This window comes from Micromonospora sp. IBSANI012 (assembly GCF_052814045.1).
On record NZ_CP199933.1, the window covers coordinates 764,519 to 788,098 of the forward strand.

The window sequence follows — 23,580 nt, forward strand, 5'->3', positions numbered from 1 at the left end:
CGGGGACAAATCGGACGAACGGCCGGAGGTGGATCGACCGTCGGCGGTGTCGACCCCGACACGGGGAGGCCTATTGGTTCGCGGCCACCGGGGGGCGGTCACTAGGCTTGCTGGTCATGAGTCACGTTCTCGCGGCGGTCGCCTGGCCGTACGCCAACGGCCCGCGCCACATCGGCCACGTCTCCGGTTTCGGCGTTCCCTCCGACGTCTTCTCCCGGTACATGCGGATGGCCGGCCACGACGTGCTCATGGTCTCCGGCACCGACGAGCACGGCACCCCGATCCAGGTGCAGGCCGACGCCGAGGGGGTCACCCCCCGCGAGCTGGCCGACCGGTACAACCGGGTGATCGCCGAGGACCTGCGGGCGCTGGGGCTCTCCTACGACCTGTTCACCCGCACCACCACCCGCAACCACTACGCGGTGGTGCAGGAGCTGTTCCAGGGGCTGCACCGCAACGGCTACATCGTGCCCAAGGTCACCACCGGCGCGATCTCCCCGTCCACCGGCCGGACCCTGCCGGACCGCTACATCGAGGGCACCTGCCCGATCTGCGGCTACGACAGCGCCCGCGGCGACCAGTGCGACAACTGCGGCAACCAGCTCGACCCGGTAGACCTGATCGACCCCAAGTCGAAGATCAACGGCGAGACGCCCAAGTTCGTCGAGACCGAGCACTTCTTCCTGGACCTGCCCGCGCTGGCCGACGTGCTGCGGCAGTGGCTGGACACCCGGGAGGGCTGGCGGCCCAACGTGCTGCGCTTCTCGAAGAACCTGCTCGACGACCTCCAGCCCCGGGCCATCACCCGGGACCTGGAGTGGGGCGTGCCGATCCCGCTCGACGGCTGGCGCGACCGCGGCGACAAGCGGATCTACGTCTGGTTCGACGCGGTGATCGGCTACCTGTCGGCCTCCATCGAGTGGGCCCGCCGCACGGGCGACCCGGAGGCCTGGCGGAAGTGGTGGTCGGCCGACGGCGAGGGCAAGGACGCCCGCGGCTACTACTTCATGGGCAAGGACAACATCGTCTTCCACTCGGTGATCTGGCCGGCGCTGCTCTCCGGCTACTCCGGCGAGGGCACCAACGACGGCGAGCCGGGCGAGCTGGGCCGGCTGAACCTCCCCACCGAGGTGGTCTCCAGCGAGTACCTGACCATGGAGGGGCGCAAGTTCTCCTCGTCCCGCAAGGTGGTCATCTACGTCCGGGACTTCCTGGAGCGCTACGACGCCGACGCGTTGCGCTACTTCATCGCCGTCGCCGGCCCGGAGAGCAACGACACCGACTTCACCTGGGCGGAGTTCCTCCGCCGCAACAACGACGAGCTGGTCGCCGGCTGGGGCAACCTGGTCAACCGGTCGGTCTCGATGGCGGCGAAGAACTTCGGCGCGATCCCGCCGGTCGACCCGGCCGGGCTCACCGAGGCCGACGAGGCGCTGCTCGCCACCGCCCGAGCCGGCTTCGCCGTCGTAGGTGACCTGATCGCCAAGCACCGGCAGAAGCAGGCCATCGGCGAGGCGATGAAGGTGGTCGCCGAGGCCAACAAGTACCTCTCCGAGCAGGCCCCGTGGAAGCTCAAGGACGAGGCGGACAAGCCGCGGATGGGCACCATCCTGCACGTCGCCCTCCAGGTGGTCAGCGACGCCAACACGCTGCTCACCCCGTTCCTGCCGCACTCCGCGCAGAAGATCCACGAGCTGCTCGGCGGCACCGGCGTGCACGCGCCGATGCCGGTCATCGAGGAGGTCGACGATCTCGACGGCGGCCCGGCGTACCCGGTGCTGACCGGCGACTACACGGTCGGGGCGCGCTGGGAGTCCGTACCGGTGCAGGCGGGCCGTCCGCTCGCGGCGCCGAAGCCGGTCTTCCGCAAGCTCGACCCCTCCATCGTCGAGGAGGAGCTGGCCCGCCTGGCCGGCTGAGCCGCACGCGGCGGCGCGGCCCACGGGCTCCCCGGGGCCGCGCCGCCGATCTTTCCGCCTTAGCCGTCAGGCGCGGGCCATGCTGGGCTGGCTGAAGAAGTTCAGCATCGCCTTGGTGACCTCGTCGGCGTGCGTCCAGGGTGTGCCGTGCGGGGCACCCTTCAACGTGATCAGCTGGCTGCCCGGCAGCATCGGCTGGAGCCGTTGCCCGGTCGCCGGGTACGGCAGCACGTTGTCCTTGTCCCCCTGCACGATCAGCACCGGCACGTCGATCCTGGGCAGGTCGCCCCGGAAGTCGGTCTGCCAGGCCGAAACGCTGTCGTGGGTACCCTTCGCCGAGGCCATCGTGCCGATGTTCCAGTGCGCCCGGTACGCCTCCTCGCTGACCCACCTGCCCTTGTTCTCCGAGTAGTTGAAGAAGGCGTCGCAGAAGGACGTCAGGTAGGCGAACCGGTCGGCCAGAATGGCCTGCTGGAAGCCGTCGAAGAGCTTCTTGTCGACGCCCTCCGGGTTGTCGGCCGTCTTCAGCAGGAACGGCGCCAGCGGCGCCAGCAGCACCGCCTTGCTCACCCGGCTCGACCCGTACGTGCCCAGGTAGCGGGTCACCTCACCGGTGCCCATCGAGTGCCCCACGAGCATCACGTCCCGCAGGTCCAGCTCGGTCATCAGCACGTCGAGGTCCGCGCTGAAGGTGTCGTAGTCGTACCCCGTCGTCGGCTGGCCGGACGCGCCGAAGCCCCGCCGGTCGTACGTGATCACGCGGTAGCCGGCGTTCAGCAGCGGGATGGAGACCTTCTCCCAGGTCGCGCCGTTGAACGGGAACCCGTGGATCAGCACCACCGGCTGGCCGGAGCCGTGATCCTCGTAGTACAGGTCGATGGGCGCGGAGTTCTCCGCTCCGACGGTGATGAAAGGCATGCGGGTCTCCATGATCCGTGGAAGTCGGACGCCCGCGCTTTCCCGAACCGCTGCCCGTTATGCACACCCGCGCTACAGCGCGTACGGCTGGTCCACCACCTGGTCGTCGGTGACCTCGGCCCCCGGCGCCCACGTCTCGTAGACGCCCCGTTCGTGGCACTGCGACCCCGTGCCGACCACCGAATCCGGGTCCGGTCGGCACAGCCGCAACCGCAGCCACCCCGCCTCCTCCCGCAACACCAGGCACGGCACGTCCCGCCAGCGCGCGTACCGCAGCCGCCGGGCCACCCACTCGACCGGGTAGCGGGCGGCCCGGGTCATCGCCAGCACCCGGAAGCCGCCGGGCAGGTCGGCCAGCGCCTCGTACTCGGTGCCGCCGTGGCCGCCCACCAGTTGGGTGGAGCGGGGCGCGTCGCCGGTGGGCAGGTACTCCTGGTCGGGGGAGAGCTCCGGCACCGCGGCGAGCAGGTGCCGCCACTGCGGACCGGCCATCCGCAGCCAGCCGCGCTGTTCCGCCTGGTAGCTGTAGAGCACCACCTCCACCCCCTCGGCGGTGTACGCGAGCAGGGTGGCGTTCGCCGGCAGCGGCAGGTCGGCGCAGTCGCGGGTGACGAACTCCGGGATCAGCTGCGCGTTGCTCGGCACGAAGCCGGTGCCCAGCACCGGCGGGCCGAGCCGGTCCCGGGGCGGCAGCGCCAGCAGGCCCCGGTGCGCCGGACCGGCCGGCACCTCGTAGTCGACCGGGTCGGCCGCCCGCCAGCGCAGCACGTACGCCACGTCGTCGCCGCCCCCCGCGCCGTCGCCGCGCAGCACCGCCAGCGCCGCCGGCGTACGCAGGTGCGCCACGTCGTGCTCCCGGTAGCAGAAGCCGTGCGGCAGCCAACCCCGCACGTAGCCGGCGAGCTGCTGGGCGGAGAGCACCTTGACCATCCGGGTGCCGCGCCGCACCACCGCCGAGGCGCGCACGGTGCTGAGCGTCGGGTCCCCGGCGGCCGTCGGCCGCTGGCTGAGCTGGTGCACGTACGCCCAGCCGTGCTCACGGTGCAGCGGCACCAGCAGCGGCGCCTCCGGCTCCTCGGCCGGCTCCGTCGCCCCCTGCACCGCACCGACCTCGGTCACGTGGACGAACCTGCGCCACGGCAGCGCCGTGCCGGGCCGGGGCGCCCACTCGAAACCGGGTGCCTCGTCGGCGCGGAACAACTCGTACGCCGCGCCCCGGGCGATCTCCTCCGCCGGGTATGTCGTGCCCTCGTGGACGACGCGCAGCCCGGTGTCGCTGGCGTGAGGGGTGACGGTCATTCCGGAAACACTAAGCGTGACCGATGCCAGGCCGGTGAACAGTCGATGGCGTCTGAGCAACGTGGCCCGTCGGTGGTGTGTGATGCTGGCCGTGATGAGTGAGCCGACCGAAACCCGCAAGCAGCGGGCCGCCCGCCGGGCCGGGGAGTTCCCGCCCGCGCCGGAGGCGTTGCCCCGCCCCGTGCTCGACAGCCACACCCACCTGGACATCACGGTCAGCGAGGCGGGGGTGCCCGGCGGCGGTCCCGCCGACGACCCGGTCGCCGCCGCGATCGAGGTGGCCGCCGCCGTCGGCGTGGACCGGCTGGTCCAGGTCGGCGTCGACGTGCACTCCTCCCGCTGGGGCGCCGACGTCGCCGAGAAGTACCCGGCGGTGCTCGCCACCGTCGCGCTGCACCCGAACGAGGCGCCCCGGCTGGCCGACCTCGACGAGGCGCTGCGCGAGATCGAGGCGCTCGCCGCCCGGGACCGGGTCCGGGGCGTCGGCGAGACCGGGCTGGACTTCTTCCGTACCGGCGACGAGGGGCGGGCCGCGCAGGAGGAGAGCTTCCGGGCGCACATCGCCATCGCCAAGCGGTACGGCAAGGCCCTGGTGATCCACGACCGGGACGCGCACGCCGACGTGCTGCGCGTCCTCGACGACGAGGGCGCGCCGGACACCGTGGTGCTGCACTGCTTCTCCGGCGCCGCCGAGTTCGCCGCCGAGTGCGTCCGCCGGGGCTACCTGCTCAGCTTCGCCGGCACCGTCACCTTCGGCAGCGCCGGTGCGCTGCGGGAGGCCGCCGCGCTCACCCCGCTCGACCAGCTCCTGGTGGAGACCGACGCGCCGTACCTGACCCCGATGCCGCACCGGGGACGGCCGAACGCGTCGTACCTGATCCCGCTGACGGTCCGGTTCCTGGCCGATACCACCGGCGCGGACCTCGACGAACTCTGCGCCGCCATCTCCGCCACCGGCGACCGGGTCTTCGGCCCGTGGTGAGCGGGCCCGGTCCCGCCGATACGCTACGGGGCGTGACCGGACTCCTCGGCCCGGCGGAGATCCGGGAACTGGCCGCCCGGCTGGGCGTCGCCCCCACCAAGAAGCTCGGCCAGAACTTCGTGCACGACCCGAACACGGTCCGCCGGATCGTCACCGCCGCCGGGCTCGCCCCGGACGACGTGGCGCTGGAGGTCGGGCCGGGGCTCGGCTCGCTCACCCTGGCCCTGCTGCCGGTCGCCGCCCACGTGCACGCCGTGGAGATCGACCGGACGCTGGCCGGCGCGCTGCCGGAGACCGCCGCCCGGCACGCCGGCCCGGACGCCGCCCGGCTCACCGTGCACCACGCCGACGCGCTGCGGGTCCGCGCCGCCGACCTGGCCGACCCGGCCCCGACCGCGCTGGTGGCGAACCTGCCCTACAACGTCGCGGTGCCGGTGGTCCTGCACCTGCTGGCCGAGCTGCCCACCCTGCGGCAGGGCCTGGTGATGGTGCAGAAGGAGGTCGCCGACCGGCTCGTCGCCGGCCCCGGCTCCAAGGTGTACGGCATCCCGTCGGTGAAGCTGGCCTGGTACTCCCGGGCCCGCGCCGCCGGCAAGGTGCCACCGAACGTGTTCTGGCCGGTGCCCAACGTCGACTCCGGCCTGGTCGCCTTCACCCGCCGCGAACCGCCCCGCGCCGACGTCCCCCGGGAACGCGTCTTCGCCGTCGTGGACGCCGCGTTCGCGCAGCGCCGCAAGACCCTGCGCGCCGCGCTGGCCGGCTGGGCCGGCGGCGCCGACCGGGCCGCCGCGGCGCTCACGGCGGCCGGCGTCGACCCCGGTGCGCGCGGGGAGTCACTCACCGTGGAGCAGTTCGCCGCCATCGCCGCGTCGGCTCCGGCCGCCGCGCCCGCCGCGCAGTAGGCTGGCGCCGTGTCCGCCGGGGACACGCCGCACGTGTACGCGTACGACCTGGTTGACGGCCGCTGCGAGCCGGCCGCCGACTCCGCCGAGGAGCTGATCGTGGAGAAGCCGTTCGACATCCGCCCGCGCCGGCGGGACCTCGCCCCGTGACCGAGGCCTGGCGACCGGACGAAGACGACGAGCAGCAGCGGCGCGGCGCCAGCGGCCCGGTCCGGGTCCGGGTGCCGGCGAAGGTCAACCTGCACCTCGGGGTCGGGCCGTTGCGCCGCGACGGCTACCACGAGCTGAACACCGTCTACCACGCCATCTCCATCCACGACGAGCTCACCGCCCGCCGGGGCGACACGCTCACCCTGACCATGGAGGGCGAGGGCGCCGGCGAGCTGGCCCTGGACGACACCAACCTGGTGATCCGGGCCGCCCACGCCCTCGCCGGGTACGCCGGGGTGATGCCGCACGCCCGGCTGCACCTGCGCAAGCAGATCCCGCTCGCCGGTGGCCTGGCCGGCGGCAGCGCCGACGCGGCCGCGGCGCTGGTCGCCTGCGACGCGCTCTGGGGCACCGGGCTGTCCCGCGACGAGCTGGCCGGCATCGCCGCCGACCTCGGTTCGGACGTGCCCTTCCTGATCCACGGCGGCACCGCGCTGGGCACCGGCCGGGGCGAGGCGGTCAGCCCGGTGCTGGCCCGCCCCACCTCCTGGCACTGGGTGGTCGCCGTCGCCGACGGCGGCCTGTCCACCCCGGCGGCCTACCGGGAGCTGGACCGGCTCCGCGACGCCGGCAGCGCCGGCGAGCCGCTGGGCAGCACCGACGCCCTGCTCGCCGCGCTGCGCCAGCGCGACCCCCGGGTGCTCGCCGCCACCCTCGGCAACGACCTGCAGGACGCCGCGCTGGCGATGCGCCCGTCGCTGGTCGACACCCTCAAGGCCGGTGAGGCGGCCGGCGCGCTGGCCGGCATCGTCTCCGGCTCCGGCCCCACCTGTGTCTTCCTCGCCACCGACGCCGCCCACGCCGAGCGGATCGCCGGCGAGCTGGAGGCGGCCGAGGTGTGCCGGGAGGCCCGGGTCGCCCACGGGCCGGTCGCCGGAGCCCGCATCACCTGACCGGCGCGCCCCACGCTCCCGCAAGATCGACTCCAGGTCGGCGACATGGGGGTGTTCAGGTGGCGGGGACACCCCCGTTCCGGCGACGCGGAGTTGATCGTGCGCGCCGGGCCGGGGCGGCCGGGGGGACCCCTGTGCAGGGCAGCGTGCCGGCCGGAGCCGCGCGGCGTGGGCGGCCGGGCGGCCCGCGTACCCTTGGAGGTCAGGCGTCCCCAGGTGCCAGCCGGCACCGGGACGCCTTGATCATGGGAGGTGAGGTCGTGGCCAACATCGTCAACCTGGACCGGGTGTCCAAGGGGTACGGCGCTGCCGGGCCGCTGCTCACCGACGTCTCGCTCGGCCTCGACGACGCCGACCGGATCGGCGTGGTCGGCCTCAACGGCGCCGGCAAATCGACCCTGCTGCGGCTGCTCACCAAGCAGGAGGAACCGGACGACGGCCGAATTACTCACCGCCGCGACCTGCGGGTCCTCTGGCTGCCGCAGAGCCTCACCCTCGCCCCCGAGGCCACCGTCCGGGACGTGGTGCTCGGCACCGCCTGGCTGGGCCAGAGCATGGGCGCCGAGCACGAGTGGGCCGGCGACGCCGGCGTCCGCGCCATCCTCGACGGCCTCGGCATGCCGCACCTCGGCCTCGACCAGCCCGTCGGCCCGATGTCCGGCGGCGAGCGGCGCCGGGTCGCGCTGGCCGCGCTGCTGGTCCGCGAGTCGGACCTGCTGATCCTCGACGAGCCCACCAACCACCTCGACGTCGGCGGGGTCGACTGGCTGGCGAAGTACCTGGTCGGCCGCAAGGGCGCGCTGGTCGTGGTCACCCACGACCGGTGGTTCCTCGACGCGGTCTGCACCAGCACCATGGAGGTCGCCGACCAGACCGTCCGCGCCTACGAGGGCGGCTTCGCCGCCTGGACCCTGGCCCGCGCCGAGCGCGAGCGGGTCGCCGCGGCCACCGAGGCCCGCCGGCAGAACCTGCTCCGCAAGGAGATCGCCTGGCTGCGCCGAGGGCCGCCCGCCCGGACCTCCAAGCCGCAGTTCCGGATCGACGCCGCCAACGCGCTCATCGCCGACGTCCCGCCGCCGCGCGACACCATGTCGCTGCAACGGCTCGCCACCGCCCGGCTCGGCAAGCAGGTGTACGACCTGGAGCACGTCCGCCTGCACGCCGGCCCGAAGGAGATCCTGCACGACACCACCTGGCAGGTCGGCCCCGGCGACCGGATCGCCATCCTCGGCCGCAACGGCGCCGGCAAGACCACCCTGCTGCGGATGCTCGCCGGCGTCACCCGGCCCGACGGCGGCCGGTTCCACACCGGCTCCACCGTCCGGCCCGCGTTCCTGTCGCAGGAACTGGCCGAACTCCCGGGTCACCTGCGGGTCCTGGAAGCCGTCGAGGAGATCGCCCGCCGGGTGCAGCTCGGCGACCGGGAGATCTCGGCCGCCCAGCTCGCCGAGATCTTCGGCTTCGACGACCGGCGGCTCTGGACGCCGGTCAGCGACCTCTCCGGTGGGGAGCGCCGCCGGTTGCAGATGCTCCGGCTGCTCGCCGGCGAGCCCAACGTGCTCCTGTTCGACGAGCCGACCAACGACCTGGACACCGACACCCTGGCCGCGCTGGAGGACCTGCTCGACTCCTGGCCCGGGACGATCATCGTGGCCAGCCACGACCGCTACCTGATCGAGCGGGTCACCGACGTCGCGTACGGGATGTTCGGCGACGGCCGGCTGGTGCACCTGCCCGGCGGGGTCGACGAGTACCTGTCGCGGGCCGGCGGCGCGGAGCCGGCGCGGCTCCCGGCGGCTCCCACGGCCGCCCCGGGCGCCGCGGCTCCGACCGGCATGTCCGCCGCCGAGGCCCGGCAGGCCCGCAAGGAGCTGAGCCGGCTGGAACGGCAGATCGCCAAGCTGGAACAGAAGGAGACCGGGCTGCTCGACCAGCTCGCCGCGCACGCCACCGACTACGCCAAGGTCGCCGACCTCGATGCGCAGCTCAAGGAGGTACGCGCCGAGCGCGAGCGGACCGAGGAGACCTGGCTCACCCTGGCCGACGAGATCCCGCCGGTCTGACCGCCGCGGCGAGCCCGTCCCGCCGCGAGACGGGGGCCGTGTGCGGCGCCACATCCCGGCGTGCGGGACAATCGTCGTCGACCTCTCTCATCCCCACGGCGTTGGAGACTCAGACATGGCCCATACCCCCGTCAACCACCCCGCGCGGCCGATCTACCGGGCATTCGGCGGGCTCGTTGGTCTGTACCTGGTGATCTTCGGTGTGCTCGGCATCATCGCGAGCGCCGGCAACGACCTCCTCGCCCAGGATGACACCAAGGTCCTGGGTCAGGGGACGAACCTCGGATTCTCGCTGCTGAGCATCCTGCTCGGCATCGTCGTGCTGGCCGGCACCGTCATCGGCCGCAACCTCGACGTGGCGATCAACCAGTTCCTGGCCTACGGCCTGATGGTGCTCGGCCTGGCCGAGCTGGCGTTCCTGCAGACCGACGCCAACATCGGCAACTTCAGCATTCTCACCGTGATCGTGGTGCTGACGCTCAGCTTGGTCCTGCTGATGGCCGGCATGTACGGCAAGGTCGGCACCGACGAGGAGAAGGAAGCCTTCGAGAAGGCCCGGCTCGTCCTCTGATCCCTTTCTTCGGTTGCGCTTCGGGTTTCGCCGGAGCCCGACCTGCTCCAGGTGGTCAGGTTTGATCCCTGCGCGGGTCGGGCTCCGGCGAAAACCGTCCGTGGTCCCGCTTCGTCCGTGGCTTGCTCCCGGGCGGGGCGGGATCTTTCGTTGGTGTCTCCTGCCGGCCGGTTCGGCGGACAGGGGCGGCGGGCTGGGGGACAATTCTCCGGAAGTGGTCGTACTTGGACGGAGGGGTCAATGGCGCACATTCCGGTGAACCATCCGGCGCGCCCGCTGTACCGGGTCTTCGCCGGGCTGGTCGGGCTCTACATCCTCGTTTTCGGCGTCTGGGGCGTCTTCGAGACCTGGGGGCAGCCGCTCTTCGACCGAGGCCCCAACTGGGCGCTCGGACTCCGCACCAACCTGGCGTTCTCGCTGGTCTCCGTGGTCTTCGGGATCGTGCTGATGATCGGGGCGTCCCGGCGCGGCAACCTCGGCCACTACATGAACCTCACCGCCGGAGCGGTCTTCATGGTCACCAGCATCGCCATGATGTCCGTCCTGCAGACCACCGCGAACTTCCTGAACTTCTCCATGTCCACGGTGATCGTGTCGATGCTCTTCGGCCTGCTGCTGCTCGCCACCGGCCTCTACGACAAGGTCGGCACGGACGAGCACGCCGAAGAGGAACGCCGCCGCCGGCAACACCCGATCTCCGAGGCCGGCGCCCGCTGAACCGGCCGCCGGTCAGGCCCGCTTGCGGGTGATCAGACCCGGCTTCGCCTCCAGGTGGGACAGCCCGTTCCAGGACAGGTTCACCAGGTGCGCCGCCACGGTCTCCTTGCGCGGCTTGCGCACCTCCAGCCACCAGCGGCCCGTCAACGCCACCATCCCGACCAGGGCCTGCGAGTAGAGCTCGGCCAGCTTCGGGTCGTATCCCCGGGTGGAGAACTCGGCCGCCAGGATGTGCTCCACCTGGTGCCCGACGTCGTTCATCACGCTGCTGAAGTTGCCCGTCGCCGACATCAGCGGCGACTCCCGGACCAGCACCCGGAACCCGCTGGTCTCCTCCTCGATGTAGGTGAGCAGCGCCAGCGCCGCCTGCTCCAGCAGCTCGCGCGGGTGCCCGGCGGTCAACGCCGTGGTGATCCGGTCCAGCAGGGCGCGCACCTCGCGGTCGACCACCACCGCGTAGAGGCCCTCCTTGCCCCCGAAGTGCTCGTAGATCACCGGCTTGGACACCTTGGCCCGCGACGCCACCTCCTCGATGGAGGTGGCGTCGAAACCGCGCTCGGCGAAGATCTGCCGGCCGATCGAGATCAGTTGCTCCCGCCGCTGGGCCGCGGACATGCGTACCCGGGAGGGGGGCTTCGCGGCCGCCGCCGCGCTCGCCGCCCGCCGTCGTCCGTCGGTGGCCTCGTCCGCCATCTCGTCACCTCGCCGGCGCTCGGTGACGCCCTGTCGTGGGATGTTCCTGCCGCCGTGCCCGTCTGCCTCGGTCACCCGGCCATACTGCCAGGTAACCTCCGCGGGCATCGCCCGGTTTCAGCGCCGTGCGGCCGGCTTCACCAGCTTGGCGGCGATCCGCTCCGGTTTCGGCCAGCGGACGTCCCGCGCCGCGCCGGCCTTCTCCAGCAGCCAGATCACCCGGGCCGAGATGTCCACCTGACCGCGCAGCACGCCGTGCCGGGCGCTCGTCGGGTCGGCGTGGTGCAGGTTGTGCCAGCTCTCGCCGAAGGACAGGAGCGCCAGCGGCCAGAAGTTCGACGCCCGGTCGCCCTGCCGCACCGCGAACGGCCGCTCGCCGTAGACGTGGCAGACCGAATTGATCGACCAGGTCACGTGGTGCAGCAACGCGATGCGGACCAGACCGCCCCAGAAGAGCGCCGTCCACGCCCCGGACCAGGACCAGGTCGCCAGGCCGCCCATCACCGCCGGCCCCAGCACCGAGACCACCACCAGCAGCGGGAAGAGTCGGTCCACCCGCCGGGTGTCCCGGTCGGCCAGCAGATCCGGGGCGAAGCGGGCCCGGTTGGACAACTCCCGGCCGAACAGCCAGCCCACGTGGGCGTGGAACAGGCCCCGGGCCAGCCCGCGGACGCTCTCGCCGTAGCGCCACGGCGAGTGCGGGTCACCCTCGGCGTCGGAGAACGCGTGGTGCCGCCGGTGGTCGGCGACCCACTGGATGATCTCGCCCTGCACGGCGAACGAGCCGGCCACCGCCAACAACACCCGCACCGGGCGCGGGGCCTTGAACGAGCCGTGGGTGAAGTACCGGTGGTAGCCGATGGTGATGCCCAGCCCGGAGAGCAGGTACCAGAAGGCCGCGATGGCCAGGTCCGTGCCGCTCAGCCAGCCGCCCCAGGCGACCGGGACGGCGGCGAGCAGGGCCAGGAAGGGTACGACCACGAAGGCCCACAGCGCGATCAGGATGCCCGTGGACTGCGGGCCCTGGGTCAGTGGCTTCGGCCCGGTGGCACTCTCGTCCGTCACGGTCGACATGGCACCTCCCAGCGCAGATATACGCCTACGTCACCGTAACTTAGGGCTCCGCCCCGGTGGAGTGAACAGTTGCGGACATGAATGAAGGACGTGTCGCGGAGCCGAGAGCTGTACTGGAGGATCGAGGGTCTCGTCGCAGGGCTCGGTGCAGCGATCACGTAGGGGTGGGGCCGCTGAGAGGGAGGCGCTAAGCTGTCTTGCGTCACAATCGGCCGTGGTGTAATTGGCAACACCCGGGTCTTTGGTACCCGTGTTTCAGGTTCGAACCCTGGCGGCCGAGCCTTCTCTGATATCGCCCGGCACCTGGGGTATGGGACGAACTGCCCCGCAGTCTGGTTAGCATGACCGCGAGACTGTCGCCTTCCCGACGGGAGCCACGTCGTGCCCCAGCCCCACCTCCGTACCGTCGTCGTGCTCGCCGCCGGTGAGGGCAAGCGGATGAAGTCGGCGCTGCCCAAGGTGCTGCACCCGCTGCTCGGTCGTACGCTGCTCGGTCACGTGCTGACCGCGGCCGCGCCGCTGGCCGCCGACCGCACCGTGGTGGTGGTCGGTCACGGCGCCGAGCAGGTCCGGGCGCACCTGACCGAGATCGCCCCGGACGCCACCCCGGTCCTCCAGGCGCAGCAGCTCGGCACCGGGCACGCCGTGCGGATCGCGCTGGAGGCGGTGCCGGAGGCCTCCGGCACGGTGGTCGTGATCAACGGGGACGTCCCGCTGCTGCGCGCCGAGACGGTGGCCGCGCTGGTGGCGGCGCACGAGGGTGAGGGCGCGGCGGCGACCGTGCTCGCGGCCGAGGTGCCCGACCCGACCGGCCTGGGCCGGATCGTGCGCGACGCCGAGGGGCGGCTGGAGCAGATCGTCGAGGAGCGGGACGCGACCCCGGCGCAGCGCGCGCTGCGGGAGATCAACGCCGGCATCTACGCGTTCGACGCGGTGCGGCTGCGGGACGCGCTGGGCAAGCTCTCCACCGACAACGACCAGGGCGAGGAGTACCTCACCGATGTCTTCGGCCTGCTCGTCTCGGCCGGGGAGCCGGTGGGCGTGCACGTCGCCGCGGACCACGTCGAGACGCTGGGCTGCAACGACCGGGTGGAGCTGGCGGGGCTGCGCCGACTGCTGCGCGACCGGGTCAACGAGGCGTGGATGCGGACCGGGGTGAGCATCCTCGACCCGGAGACCACCTGGATCGACGTCACCGCCACCGTGGAGCGGGACGCGGTGATCGACCAGAACACCCAGCTGCGGGGCGCGACGGTGGTCGGCGAGCAGGCCGTCGTCGGGCCGGACGTGACGCTGATCGACACCGTGGTTGGCGCGGCGGCGACCGTGCTGCGCAGCCACGCGGTGGGCGCCGAGGTGGGTCCGGGGGCCAGCGTGGGGCCGTACGCGTACCTGCGCCCGGCCGCCCGGCTGGCCGAGAAGTCGAAGGTCGGCACGTTCGTCGAGGTGAAGAACTCCGAGGTCGGCCCGGGCGCCAAGGTGCCGCATCTGTCGTACGTGGGTGACGCGACGATCGGGGCGAAGGCCAACATCGGCGCGGCGACGATCTTCGTGAACTACGACGGGGTGAACAAGCACCGCACCGTGGTGGGCGAGGCGGCCTTCATCGGCTGCGACACCAGCCTGATCGCGCCGGTCGAGGTGGGCGCGGGGGCGTACGTGGCGGCGGGCAGCGCCATTTCGCAGGACGTGCCGCCGGGCGCGCTCGGGGTGACCCGGGCCCCGCAGCGCAGCATCGAGGGCTGGGTGGCCCGCAAGCGGGCCGGCACGGTGTCGGCTGCGGCGGCGGAGCGGGCGCTGGCGGAGGGTGCGTCGGCCGACACGCCGGTCGCAAGGGAAGGTGAGGCAATCCACGGGGACGCCGAGACCGTGGGACGGCCGTCGGCCGCGGGGGATACTGCAACCGAATAGTCCCCGGCTTCCGCCGCCGGGAACCACCGACCAACGGGAGCAGACGGGCCCATGGGCAGCATCGTCGCCGAAAACCGCAAGAGCCTGATGCTCTTCTCCGGACGTGGCTTTCCGGAGCTGGCCAAGGAGATCGGCGAGGTGCTCGGCGTCGCGCCGACGCCTTCCGACTCGTACGAGTTCGCCAACGGCGAGATCTTCGTACGCTTCAAGGACTCGGTGCGCGGTTCGGACGCCTTCGTGGTGCAGTCCGTCACGCACGGGGTGAACACCTGGGTCATGGAGACCCTGATCATGATCGACGCGCTGAAGCGCGGTTCGGCCAAGCGGATCACCGTGGTGCTGCCGTTCTACCCGTACGCCCGGCAGGACAAGAAGCACCGGGGTCGGGAGCCGATCTCGGCCCGGCTGGTGGCCGACCTGCTGAAGACCGCCGGCGCCAACCGGATCCTCACGGTCGACCTGCACACCGCGCAGATTCAGGGCTTCTTCGACGGCCCGGTGGACCACCTCTTCGCGATGGACGTGCTGGCCGAGTACGTGGAGCACAAGTACGCCGGCCGGCCGATGACGGTGGTCGCGCCGGACTCGGGCCGGGTGCGGGTGGCCGAGCGGTGGACCGACCGACTGGGCGGCTGCCCGCTGGCGTTCATCCACAAGACCCGGGACCCGCTGAAGCCGAACCAGGTGGTGGCGAACCGGGTGGTCGGTGAGGTCGAGGGTCGGGTCTGCCTGATCGTCGACGACATGATCGACACGGGTGGCACGATCAGCAAGGCCGCCGACATCCTCAAGGAGTCGGGTGCGGCGGAGATCGTCGTCGCCTCCACCCACGCCCTGTTGTCGGACCCGGCGACCGAGCGGCTGAAGAACAGCCCGATCAGTGAGATCGTGGTAACCAACACGCTGCCGCTCCCGCCGGAGAAGCAGCTCGACAAGCTCACCGTGCTGTCGATCGCGCCGCTGCTGGCCCGGGCGATCCGCGAGGTCTTCGACGACGGGTCGGTGACCACCCTCTTCGGCGGCCTGAGCTGAGCGCGACGCCGCGGCGGTGACCGCGGCGCCGCACCGTTCCCGCCAGCCGACGCGCCGGCGGGGACGGTGATGAGGGGACTGCCGGAAACCTCGGAATCAGCTCGGGTAGACTGGTGCGGTTGCCACGGCGAGGGTGCCCGGCGGGCCGCTGAAAAGCACCGCACGGAGGCACCGTCATCGACGCGGTGCTCCGGGCAGTCGTTCATGACGCATGAGCCCCAGCGAGCCCCTCGCCCCAGCACCGCAAGACGACAAGCCGCCGTAGCGAAAGCATCAGGAGTTTCCCCGTGTCCGAGGTAAAGATCAGCGCCGAGCCCCGTACCGAGTTCGGCAAGGGTGGTGCCCGTCGTACCCGCCGGGCCGGCAAGGTGCCCGCCGTGCTGTACGGCCACGGCGAGAAGCCCAAGCACATCGCGCTCCCGGCCCGCGAGTTCGCGGCCGCGATCCGCAAGGGCGGCGCCAACCAGCTCTTCGCGATCGAGGTCAGCGACGGCACTCAGGTGCTGGCGCTGCCGAAGGCGATCCAGCGTGACCCGATCAAGGACACCTTCGAGCACGTCGACCTGCTGCTGGTCCGCCGGGGCGAGAAGGTCACCGTCGAGGTCCCGGTCCAGCTGACCGGCGAGGCCGCCAAGGACACCCTGATCGTGCACGACCACGACACCCTGTCGGTGACCGCCGACGCCACCAAGGTGCCGGACCACCTGGAGGCCTCGATCGAGGGCATGGAGGCCGGCACCCAGGTGACCGCCGCCGACGTCGAGCTGCCGGCCGGCGTCGAGCTGGTGGCCGACCCGGAGATGGCCGTCGCCTCGGTGACCGCCGCCCCGACCGCCGAGCAGCTCGAGGCGACCCTGCCCGAGGTCGAGGTGGCCGACGAGGAGGTCGAGGCCGGGGTCGGCGAGGAGACCGCCGAGTCGTCCGAGGGCGCCGAGGCCGGCGAGCCCGCCGCCGCCGGTGGCGAGGAGAGCGCCGAGGCCAAGACCGAGGCCTGATCGGTTCGCAACGTTTACGGCAGGCGCTCCCGGCGGACAGCGGGGGCGCCTGTCGGCGTATCGGGACACGTGCGCCGAGCGGGAGGGACGGGACGTGACGGACGAGGCGGGGCCGTGGCTGGTGGTCGGCCTGGGCAACCCCGGTCGGGAGTACGCCGGTAACCGGCACAACGTCGGTTTCATGGTCGTCGATCTGCTGGCGGGCCGGGTGGGCGCGAAGTTCGGCCGGCACAAGCGGGCGGTGGCGGAGGTCGCCGAGGGGCGGCTGGGGTTCGGTGGGCCGAAGCTGGTGCTGGTCAAGCCGCTGACGTACATGAACCTCTCGGGCGGTCCCGTGGTGGCGCTGGCCCAGTTCCACAAGATCCCCGCCGAGCGGGTGATCGCGGTGCACGACGAGCTGGACATCCCGTACGGCCAGCTGCGCATCAAGATCGGCGGCGGCGAGGGCGGGCACAACGGCCTGCGCTCGATGTCGAAGTCGCTGGGGACGAAGGAGTACGTCCGGGTGCGGTTCGGCATCGGCCGGCCGCCGGGGCGGCAGGACCCGGCGGACTACGTACTGTCGGATTTCGGCGCTGCGGAGCGCAAGGAGTTGGAGTTCCTGGTGGACCGGGCGGCGGACGTGGTGGAGTCGGTGGTCACCAAGGGCGTGGAGCCGACGCAGAACGCGTACCACGGGGCCTGAGGGCGGGGCGTACCGGGAACGGGCCGCCCCGGCCGGTAGTCTGCGCCTTCTGGCGTGCCGCGACCCGCGTCCCGGATCGCGGCGAGGCGACGGGAGTGGTACGTGGGCAGTCCTCCGATGATCGACGGCGCGTTCGCCCGGTGGCTGGCGGCGCGGGCCGGGCAGGCGTTGCTGGGGTTGCGGGCCGAGATGGGATTCGCCGACGCGGGCGCGCTGAAGTCGGCCGGAGACAAGGTCTCGCACGACCTCATCCGTACCGAGCTGGCCCGGTGGCGGCCCGGTGACGCGGTCCTGTCCGAGGAGGACGAGGGCTCGCGGCTGGCCTGGGCGGCGGAGGTGAACCCCGGGGCGGTGTCCCGGCTGACCGCCGACCGGGTGTGGATCATCGACCCGCTGGACGGTACCCGGGAGTTCTCCGAGGAGGGGCGCTCGGACTGGGCGGTGCACGTGGCGCTCTGGGCGCGCAACGCGCCGACGCCGCACGGGCTGGTGGCCGGGGCGGTGGGGCTGCCGGCGCAGCACCGGGTGCTCGGCACGGACTACCCGCCGGCGTACCCGCCGATGACGTTGGAGGCGGCGACCTCGGGTGGCGGGCGGACGCTGCGCCTGGCGGCGAGCCGGAGCCGGCCGCCGGTGTTCCTGAGCGACCTGGCGGAGGACGTGGGCGCGCACCTGGTGCCGATGGGTTCGGCCGGTGCGAAGATCGCCGCGGTGGTGACCGGTGAGGTGGACGCCTACATCCACGCCGGTGGCCAGTACGAGTGGGACTCGGCCGCCCCGGTCGCTGTGGCGACGGCCACCGGCCTGCACGCTTCCCGGATCGACGGTTCTGCGCTGAAATACAACGAGGCGGATCCGCGGCTGCCGGACCTGCTGGTCTGCCGCAAGGATCTCGCCACTCGGTTGCTTGCAGCGCTGCAGAGACATTCCGGGTAGCCTGAGCGCTTGTTCTTGATGTATCCGACCGGAAAGGTCTGGAATCCATGAGCGGATCCGCGCCGATCGAGACCGTGTTATGACCGCCCCCGCCCGCTTCTACCAGGTCTCCCACCTCGACGCGCTCGAGGCGGAGAGCATCTTCGTGATGCGCGAGGTGGTCGCGGAGATGGAGCGCCCGGTGCTGCTCTTCTCCGGCGGCAAGGACTCGATCGTGATGCTCCGGTTGGCCCAGAAGGCGTTCGCCCCGGCCAACATCCCCTTCCCGGTCATGCACGTGGACACCGGGCACAACTTCCCCGAGGTCCTCGAGTACCGCGACCAGCGGGTGGCCGAGCTGGGCCTGCACCTGATCGTGGCCAGCGTGCCGGAGGCCCTGGCCAGCGGCATGGTCCGCGAGTCCGGCGACGGCATGCGCAACCGGATCCAGACCCCGGTGCTGCTGGACGCGGTGGAGAAGCACCGCTTCGACGCGCTCTTCGGCGGCGCCCGGCGGGACGAGGAGAAGGCCCGCGCCAAGGAGCGGGTGTTCAGCTTCCGCGACGAGTTCGGCCAGTGGGATCCGAAGAACCAGCGCCCCGAGCTGTGGTCGCTCTACAACGGCCGGCACCACCCGGGCGAGTCGATCCGGGTCTTCCCGCTCTCCAACTGGACCGAGCTGGACGTCTGGCACTACATCGCCCGCGAGCGCATCCCGCTGCCGTCGATCTACTACGCGCACGAGCGCGAGGTGGTCGAGCGCGACGGCATGCTCTACGCGGTGAACGAGTTCTTCCGCCCCCGCGCGGGGGAGGAGCGGTTCAAGGCCCGGGTGCGCTACCGCACCGTGGGCGACGCCTCCTGCACCGCGGCCGTCCGCTCGGACGCCGACACGGTGGAGAAGGTGATCGAGGAGGTGGCCGCCACCCGGATCACCGAGCGCGGCGCGACCCGCGGCGACGACCGGGTCAGCGAGGCCGCCATGGAGGACCGCAAGCGGGAGGGCTACTTCTGATGAGCACCGAGACCGTCGCGCCCGAGGTGGCCAGCCGCCCGATGGACCTGCTGCGCTTCGCGACCGCCGGCAGCGTGGACGACGGCAAGTCGACCCTGATCGGCCGCCTGCTGTACGACACCAAGTCGCTCTTCACCGACCAGCTCGCCGCCGTCGAGGCGGTCAGCGCGGCCCGGGGTGACGAGTACACCAACCTGGCGCTGCTCACCGACGGCCTGCGCGCCGAGCGGGAACAGGGCATCACCATCGACGTGGCGTACCGCTACTTCGCCACCCCCCGGCGGAAGTTCATCATCGCCGATACCCCGGGGCACATCCAGTACACCCGGAACATGGTCACCGGCGCCTCCACCGCCGACCTGGCGCTGATCCTGGTGGACGCCCGCAAGGGCCTGGTCGAGCAGTCCCGCCGGCACGCCTTCCTCTGCTCGCTGCTGCGGGTGCCGCACCTGGTCCTCTGCGTCAACAAGATGGACCTGGTCGACTACTCGCAGGAGGTCTTCGAGCGGATCGCCGACGAGTTCACCGCGTTCGCCGCGAAGCTCGACGTGCCGGACCTGACCGTGGTGCCGATCTCCGCGCTCAAGGGCGACAACATCGTCACCCGCTCGGAGAACATGCCCTGGTACGAGGGCCCGTCGCTGCTGCACCACCTGGAGCGGGTGCACATCGCCTCCGACCGCAACCTGGTCGACGTGCGGTTCCCGGTGCAGTACGTGATCCGTCCGCAGTCCACCACCGTCACCGACTACCGCGGCTACGCCGGTCAGGTGGCCTCGGGCGTGCTCAAGCCGGGGGACGAGGTGATGGTGCTGCCCTCCGGCTTCACCAGCCGGATCTCCTCGGTGGAGACGGCGGACGGCCCGGTGGCCGAGGCGTTCCCGCCGATGTCGGTGACCGTCCGCCTGGAAGACGAGATCGACATCTCGCGGGGCGACTTGATCTGCCGGCCGAACAACTCGCCGGCGGTGTCGCAGGACATCGAGGCGATGGTCTGCTGGATGGACGAGACCCGCCCGCTCCAGGTCGGCGGCAAGTACGCGATCAAGCACACCACCCGGTCCGCCCGGGCGATCGTGCGCGGCCTGCACTACCGGCTGGACATCAACACCCTGCACCGGGACGAGGCGGCCGGCGAGCTGAAGCTCAACGAGATCGGCCGGGTGCGGCTGCGCACCACCGTGCCGCTGCTCGCCGACGAGTACCGCCGCAACCGCACCACCGGCGGCTTCGTCATCATCGACGAGACCACCAACCGCACCGTCGCCGCCGGCATGATCGTCGACACCGCCTGACCCACCCCGGGTTTGCGGACGCACTTTCAGAGAAAGAGTGGCTATTCCAGCGTGGATAGCCACTCTTTCTCTGTAAGTGGCGACCCATCGCCGACGGGGCGAGGCGGGGTGGGGTCAGTCGAGGCGGGTGGCGCCGGGGGCGGGGAGGACCGTGACGGGGGCGGGGGCGGGGAAGCCGCGGTCGGCGTAGGCGTCCGTCACGGCGCGGGCCACGGCGTCGGACCGGTCGGCGTCGACCAGGGCGAGGACGCAGCCGCCGAAGCCGCCGCCGGTCATCCGGGCGCCGAGCGCGCCGGCCGCCAGGGCCGCCTCGACCGCGGTGTCGATCTCCGGGACGGTGATCTCGAAGTCGTCCCGCATGGAGGCGTGCGAGGCGGTGAGCAGCGGGCCGATCTCGCGTACCCGGCCGGCGCGGAGCAGGTCGACGGTGTCCAGCACCCGCTGGTCCTCGGTCACCACGTGCCGGACCCGGCGGCGGATCTCGTCGTCGTCGAGTCGGGCCAGCGCGGCGTCCAGGTCGGCGACCGGCACGTCCCGCAGCGCCGGCACCCCGAGCAGCGAGGCGGCCCGTTCGCAGGCGGCGCGGCGGGAGGCGTACTCGCCGTCGGCGTGCCGGTGCGGGGCGCGGCTGTCGATGACGAGCACGGCCAGCCCGGCGGCGTCGAGGTCGAACGGGATGTGTTCGACGGCCTCGGTGCGGCAGTCCAGGAAGAGGGCGTGCCCCTCGCGGCAGCGGATCACCGCGGACTGGTCCATGATCCCGGTCGGCGCGCCGACGTAGGCGTTCTCGGCCCGCTGGGCCAGCCGCGGCTGCTTCTCGGCGGGTAGGTCCAGCCCGCCCAAATCGACCAGAGCGGCGAGCACCGCCGCCTCGATGGCCGCCGAGGAGGAGAGGCCGGAGCCCACCGGTACGTCGGAGGCGATCGCCAGCCGCGCACCGGGCACGGCGTATCCGGCCTCGCGCAGCGCCCAGAGGACCCCGGCCACGTACGCCGCCCAGCCGGTGACCCGGCCCGGCTCGTCGACCTCGTCGGCGCCGAACTCCACGGCCTCGTCGGAGAGCTCCGAGCGGACCGTCCACCGCTGACCGGGCTGCGGGGCGGCGGCGACCACGGTCCGCAGGGTCAGCGCGAAGGGGAGCACGAAGCCGTCGTTGTAGTCGGTGTGCTCGCCGATCAGGTTGGCCCGGCCGGGAGCCGCCCAGCGGCCGGCGGGCAGCTCGCCGTACGCGGCGTGGAAGCCGGCGGCGGCGCGGGCCGCGACGTCGCCCGACGCGGCCCCGGGTGGCGCGGTCTGCGCGGCCGGCCCGCTCATCGCTGCCCCAGCACGTGCGCGCGGTAGAAGGCCCAGGCGTCGCCGACCATGTCCTGCAGGGTCGGCTTCTCCGGCGTCCAGCCCAGTTCCTCGCGGGCCAGCGCGGCGGAGGCGACCAGCTCGGCCGGGTCGCCCTCGCGGCGCGGCGCGATCTCCACCGGCAGCGGGTGGCCGGTGACCTCGCGGACCACGTCGACCACCTGGCGGTTGGTGAAGCCGTTGCCGTTGCCGAGGTTGTAGATCCGGTGCCGGCCGGGCACGGCGGCGCTGAGCGCCAGCAGGTGGGCCCGGGCCAGGTCCGCCACGTGGATGTAGTCGCGCACGCAGGTGCCGTCGACGGTGGGGTAGTCGTCGCCGAAGAGCTGGAGCTTCTCCCGCCGGCCGGCGGCGACGTCCAGCGCGATCGGGATCAGGTGGGTCTCCGGGTCGTGCCGTTCGCCGATCGCCAGGTCGTCGCGCAGGTACGCCCCGGCGACGTTGAAGTAGCGCAGCGATACGGCGGCCAGGTCATGGGCGATCGCCTCGGAGGTGAGCGCCATGTCGACGGCGAGCTTGGTGGCCCCGTACGTGTTGGTGGGGGCCTTGACCGCGGTCTCCGGGATCGGCAGCTCGGTCGGGTTGCCGTAGACGGCGGCGGTGGAGGAGAAGACCAGCCGGGGCACCCGGGCGGCGCGGACCGCGTCGATCAGGGCGATCGAGCTGACCGTGTTGGCGTGCCAGTACAGCTCCGGGCGGACCATCGACTCGCCGGCGGCGATCAGCGCGGCGAAGTGCAGCACCCCGTCGAAGCCGGCCTCCGGGGTGAGCACCCGGGCGGCCTCGTGGACGGGCAGCTCGACGTGGGTGGCGTCCGGCGCGAGCGCGGCCCGGTGGCCGGTGCGCAGGTCGTCGAGGACCGTCACGTCGTGGCCGTTGTCGAGCAGCATCCGGGTCACCACGCTGCCGATGAAGCCGGCGCCGCCGGTGACGAGCAGTTTCACGTCGGGTCCTCCTGCCTGGCCGCGTCCCGTCGCGGCCGTTCGTGATCACCCTACGGCCGCACGCTGTGCCCGCGCTCAGCGTCGCGGCCCCGCCTTATTCCATCATAAACCTTCATGACTGAACAGATCCGAACATCGCCGGTCGGCGGTGACGCGCAGCCTTACCATCTTTTCCATGCGGGAAGCGGGCGGTCCCGGGCTGCGTCGACGCGCGTCGGGGCGGCCCCGACGCCGGCCCGGGCCGATCGCCCGGACGGTGGCCCGGCTCGTCGTCCGGGCCGCCGACGGCGCCACCCGCCTCGTCACCGACCTGCTCGGGGCCAGCCCGGCGGCCGGTCGGGAGCGGATCAGCGAGGACGAGCTGCGCGACCTCGTCGCCGCCAACACCCGGCTCCACCCGGACGAGCGGCGGATCATCGACGAGGTGCTGGTGGCCGGCGCGAGCCTGGTCCGCGAGGTGATGATGCCCCGCACCGAGGTCGTCTTCCTCTCCGCCGGGCTGACCATCGCCGAGGCCGAGCGGGTGGTCCGGGCCGAGACGCACAGCCGCTACCCGGTGGTCGACGGCACCCAGGATGACGTGGTCGGCTTCGTGCACCTGCGGGACGTGCTGCTCCGCCCCGACCTCGACCCGTGCACCACCGTGGGCGAGCTGACCCGCGAGGTCAAGCAGCTGCCCGGCAGCAAGCGGGTGCTCGCCGCGCTGACCGAGATGCGCAAGGAGGGACACCACCTGGCGGTGGTGGTCGACGAGTACGGCGGCACCGCCGGCATCGTCACGTGTGAGGACCTGATCGAGGAGCTGGTCGGGGAGATCCACGACGAGTACGACGGCGACCCCGAGCCCGCGCACGCGGGCCTGCCCGCCGTGGTGGACGGCCGGCTCAACCTCGCCGACTTCGCCGAGCGCACCGGGGTGCCGCTGCCCGTCGGGCCGTACGAGACGGTCGGCGGCTACCTGATGGCGGCGCTCGGCCGGCTGCCGGTGGCCGGCGACGAGGTGCCGGTGTCCCCGGTCGACGCCGAGGCGCCGGACGAGCCGGTCGACGGCTGGCTGCTGCGGGTGCTGGCCCTGGAGGGGCGCCGGGTGTCCCGGGTCGCGGTCTCCGCGGCGCGCCTGCCGGAGCAGCGGCGCGAGGTCACCACCCCCGCCGGGCCGGCGGCGAGCCGACCCGCCGGCCCGTCATGACGTACGCC

Annotated in this window: 22 protein-coding genes and 1 tRNA gene; 17 read left to right on the forward strand and 6 right to left on the reverse strand. The window is 72.4% G+C overall.

Annotated elements, in window-relative coordinates:
• The first annotated feature begins 116 nt into the window (after window positions 1–116).
• Window positions 117–1,919: a methionine--tRNA ligase gene (gene metG, locus ACTWM8_RS03795; protein ID WP_446212573.1), complete on the forward strand. Its 1,803-nt coding sequence runs from the start codon at window positions 117–119 to the stop codon at window positions 1,917–1,919.
• A gap of 66 nt (window positions 1,920–1,985) precedes the next feature.
• Here the strand turns inward: metG and ACTWM8_RS03800 are convergent, their stop codons facing one another.
• Complete coding sequence (locus tag ACTWM8_RS03800; RefSeq protein WP_446212574.1) at window positions 1,986–2,837, reverse strand: alpha/beta fold hydrolase; 852 nt, start codon at window positions 2,835–2,837, stop codon at window positions 1,986–1,988.
• Window positions 2,838–2,909: 72 nt separating this feature from the next.
• The gene (locus ACTWM8_RS03805; protein ID WP_446212575.1) at window positions 2,910–4,136 is read right to left on the reverse strand and encodes a hypothetical protein; all 1,227 of its coding nucleotides are present in this window, start codon (window positions 4,134–4,136) and stop codon (window positions 2,910–2,912) included.
• 82 nt (window positions 4,137–4,218) lie between these two features.
• Between ACTWM8_RS03805 and ACTWM8_RS03810 the strand changes: the two genes are divergently transcribed.
• The 7 genes from ACTWM8_RS03810 to ACTWM8_RS03840 all read left to right on the forward strand — a co-directional run bounded on the left by ACTWM8_RS03810 (window position 4,219) and on the right by ACTWM8_RS03840 (window position 10,474).
• Window positions 4,219–5,118, forward strand: a complete 900-nt coding sequence (locus tag ACTWM8_RS03810) for a TatD family hydrolase (protein WP_446212576.1) — start codon at window positions 4,219–4,221, stop codon at window positions 5,116–5,118.
• Between the two features lie 32 nt (window positions 5,119–5,150).
• Entirely contained in the window at window positions 5,151–6,020 is an 870-nt protein-coding gene (gene rsmA, locus ACTWM8_RS03815) for a 16S rRNA (adenine(1518)-N(6)/adenine(1519)-N(6))-dimethyltransferase RsmA (protein ID WP_357608273.1), read from the forward strand.
• A gap of 9 nt (window positions 6,021–6,029) precedes the next feature.
• On the forward strand, window positions 6,030–6,170 hold the full coding sequence (locus ACTWM8_RS03820; RefSeq protein ID WP_179803006.1) for a hypothetical protein: 141 nt from the start codon (window positions 6,030–6,032) through the stop codon (window positions 6,168–6,170).
• Entirely contained in the window at window positions 6,167–7,123 is a 957-nt protein-coding gene (locus tag ACTWM8_RS03825) for a 4-(cytidine 5'-diphospho)-2-C-methyl-D-erythritol kinase (RefSeq protein WP_446212577.1), read from the forward strand. Before ACTWM8_RS03820 ends, ACTWM8_RS03825 begins: the two co-directional genes overlap by 4 nt.
• 260 nt (window positions 7,124–7,383) lie before the next feature.
• Entirely contained in the window at window positions 7,384–9,186 is a 1,803-nt protein-coding gene (locus ACTWM8_RS03830) for an ABC-F family ATP-binding cassette domain-containing protein (RefSeq protein WP_446212578.1), read from the forward strand.
• 115 nt (window positions 9,187–9,301) lie between these two features.
• Window positions 9,302–9,757 carry a DUF4383 domain-containing protein gene (locus ACTWM8_RS03835; RefSeq protein WP_446212579.1) on the forward strand — a complete coding sequence of 152 codons (456 nt, stop codon included), beginning with the start codon at window positions 9,302–9,304 and terminating at the stop codon, window positions 9,755–9,757.
• A 240-nt stretch (window positions 9,758–9,997) separates the two neighbouring features.
• Complete coding sequence (locus ACTWM8_RS03840; RefSeq protein WP_446212580.1) at window positions 9,998–10,474, forward strand: DUF4383 domain-containing protein; 477 nt, start codon at window positions 9,998–10,000, stop codon at window positions 10,472–10,474.
• 12 nt (window positions 10,475–10,486) lie between these two features.
• Here the strand turns inward: ACTWM8_RS03840 and ACTWM8_RS03845 are convergent, their stop codons facing one another.
• Both ACTWM8_RS03845 and ACTWM8_RS03850 read right to left on the reverse strand, forming a co-directional pair.
• Window positions 10,487–11,167, reverse strand: a complete 681-nt coding sequence (locus tag ACTWM8_RS03845; protein ID WP_446214456.1) for a TetR family transcriptional regulator — start codon at window positions 11,165–11,167, stop codon at window positions 10,487–10,489.
• 117 nt (window positions 11,168–11,284) lie between these two features.
• A complete protein-coding gene (locus ACTWM8_RS03850; RefSeq protein WP_446212581.1) occupies window positions 11,285–12,241 on the reverse strand; it encodes an acyl-CoA desaturase in 957 nt (318 codons plus the stop codon).
• Between the two features lie 208 nt (window positions 12,242–12,449).
• Between ACTWM8_RS03850 and ACTWM8_RS03855 the strand changes: the two genes are divergently transcribed.
• The 8 genes from ACTWM8_RS03855 to cysN all read left to right on the forward strand — a co-directional run bounded on the left by ACTWM8_RS03855 (window position 12,450) and on the right by cysN (window position 20,089).
• Window positions 12,450–12,521 (forward strand) — tRNA-Gln (locus ACTWM8_RS03855).
• A 158-nt stretch (window positions 12,522–12,679) separates the two neighbouring features.
• Window positions 12,680–14,152 carry a bifunctional UDP-N-acetylglucosamine diphosphorylase/glucosamine-1-phosphate N-acetyltransferase GlmU gene (gene glmU, locus ACTWM8_RS03860; RefSeq protein WP_446214457.1) on the forward strand — a complete coding sequence of 491 codons (1,473 nt, stop codon included), beginning with the start codon at window positions 12,680–12,682 and terminating at the stop codon, window positions 14,150–14,152.
• Between the two features lie 51 nt (window positions 14,153–14,203).
• A complete protein-coding gene (locus ACTWM8_RS03865) occupies window positions 14,204–15,184 on the forward strand; it encodes a ribose-phosphate diphosphokinase (RefSeq protein WP_377604665.1) in 981 nt (326 codons plus the stop codon).
• Window positions 15,185–15,471: 287 nt separating this feature from the next.
• Window positions 15,472–16,179: a 50S ribosomal protein L25/general stress protein Ctc gene (locus tag ACTWM8_RS03870; RefSeq protein ID WP_446212582.1), complete on the forward strand. Its 708-nt coding sequence runs from the start codon at window positions 15,472–15,474 to the stop codon at window positions 16,177–16,179.
• A gap of 94 nt (window positions 16,180–16,273) precedes the next feature.
• Window positions 16,274–16,864 (forward strand): aminoacyl-tRNA hydrolase, encoded by a 591-nt coding sequence (gene pth / locus ACTWM8_RS03875; protein WP_446212583.1) that lies wholly within the window; start codon window positions 16,274–16,276, stop codon window positions 16,862–16,864.
• Window positions 16,865–16,981: 117 nt separating this feature from the next.
• Complete coding sequence (locus ACTWM8_RS03880; RefSeq protein ID WP_179806159.1) at window positions 16,982–17,800, forward strand: inositol monophosphatase family protein; 819 nt, start codon at window positions 16,982–16,984, stop codon at window positions 17,798–17,800.
• A gap of 79 nt (window positions 17,801–17,879) precedes the next feature.
• On the forward strand, window positions 17,880–18,794 hold the full coding sequence (gene cysD, locus ACTWM8_RS03885; protein ID WP_154939732.1) for a sulfate adenylyltransferase subunit CysD: 915 nt from the start codon (window positions 17,880–17,882) through the stop codon (window positions 18,792–18,794).
• Window positions 18,794–20,089, forward strand: coding sequence for a sulfate adenylyltransferase subunit CysN (gene cysN, locus ACTWM8_RS03890; RefSeq protein ID WP_446212584.1), 1,296 nt, complete (start codon window positions 18,794–18,796; stop codon window positions 20,087–20,089). Before cysD ends, cysN begins: the two co-directional genes overlap by 1 nt.
• A 114-nt stretch (window positions 20,090–20,203) precedes the next feature.
• Here cysN and galK read toward each other — a convergent pair whose 3' ends face one another.
• Both galK and galE read right to left on the reverse strand, forming a co-directional pair.
• Window positions 20,204–21,403, reverse strand: coding sequence for a galactokinase (gene galK, locus ACTWM8_RS03895; RefSeq protein ID WP_446212585.1), 1,200 nt, complete (start codon window positions 21,401–21,403; stop codon window positions 20,204–20,206).
• A complete protein-coding gene (galE, locus tag ACTWM8_RS03900; RefSeq protein WP_446214458.1) occupies window positions 21,400–22,329 on the reverse strand; it encodes a UDP-glucose 4-epimerase GalE in 930 nt (309 codons plus the stop codon). Before galE ends, galK begins: the two co-directional genes overlap by 4 nt.
• 229 nt (window positions 22,330–22,558) lie before the next feature.
• On the opposite strand from galE, the gene ACTWM8_RS03905 reads away from it, so the two are divergent.
• Window positions 22,559–23,572: a hemolysin family protein gene (locus ACTWM8_RS03905; protein ID WP_446212586.1), complete on the forward strand. Its 1,014-nt coding sequence runs from the start codon at window positions 22,559–22,561 to the stop codon at window positions 23,570–23,572.
• The last annotated feature ends 8 nt before the right edge of the window (window positions 23,573–23,580 follow it).

Coding starts and splice junctions, on each gene's coding strand:
- metG (WP_446212573.1), top strand. CDS start 117: ATGAGTCACGTTCTCGCGGCGGTCGCCTGGCCGTACGCCAACGGCCCG.
- ACTWM8_RS03800 (WP_446212574.1), bottom strand. CDS start 2,837: ATGCCTTTCATCACCGTCGGAGCGGAGAACTCCGCGCCCATCGACCTG.
- ACTWM8_RS03805 (WP_446212575.1), bottom strand. CDS start 4,136: ATGACCGTCACCCCTCACGCCAGCGACACCGGGCTGCGCGTCGTCCAC.
- ACTWM8_RS03810 (WP_446212576.1), top strand. CDS start 4,219: ATGCTGGCCGTGATGAGTGAGCCGACCGAAACCCGCAAGCAGCGGGCC.
- ACTWM8_RS03835 (WP_446212579.1), top strand. CDS start 9,302: ATGGCCCATACCCCCGTCAACCACCCCGCGCGGCCGATCTACCGGGCA.
- ACTWM8_RS03840 (WP_446212580.1), top strand. CDS start 9,998: ATGGCGCACATTCCGGTGAACCATCCGGCGCGCCCGCTGTACCGGGTC.
- ACTWM8_RS03845 (WP_446214456.1), bottom strand. CDS start 11,167: ATGGCGGACGAGGCCACCGACGGACGACGGCGGGCGGCGAGCGCGGCG.
- ACTWM8_RS03850 (WP_446212581.1), bottom strand. CDS start 12,241: ATGTCGACCGTGACGGACGAGAGTGCCACCGGGCCGAAGCCACTGACC.
- glmU (WP_446214457.1), top strand. CDS start 12,680: ATGAAGTCGGCGCTGCCCAAGGTGCTGCACCCGCTGCTCGGTCGTACG.
- ACTWM8_RS03865 (WP_377604665.1), top strand. CDS start 14,204: ATGGGCAGCATCGTCGCCGAAAACCGCAAGAGCCTGATGCTCTTCTCC.
- ACTWM8_RS03880 (WP_179806159.1), top strand. CDS start 16,982: ATGATCGACGGCGCGTTCGCCCGGTGGCTGGCGGCGCGGGCCGGGCAG.
- cysD (WP_154939732.1), top strand. CDS start 17,880: ATGACCGCCCCCGCCCGCTTCTACCAGGTCTCCCACCTCGACGCGCTC.
- cysN (WP_446212584.1), top strand. CDS start 18,794: ATGAGCACCGAGACCGTCGCGCCCGAGGTGGCCAGCCGCCCGATGGAC.
- galK (WP_446212585.1), bottom strand. CDS start 21,403: ATGAGCGGGCCGGCCGCGCAGACCGCGCCACCCGGGGCCGCGTCGGGC.
- galE (WP_446214458.1), bottom strand. CDS start 22,329: ATGCTGCTCGACAACGGCCACGACGTGACGGTCCTCGACGACCTGCGC.
- ACTWM8_RS03905 (WP_446212586.1), top strand. CDS start 22,559: ATGCGGGAAGCGGGCGGTCCCGGGCTGCGTCGACGCGCGTCGGGGCGG.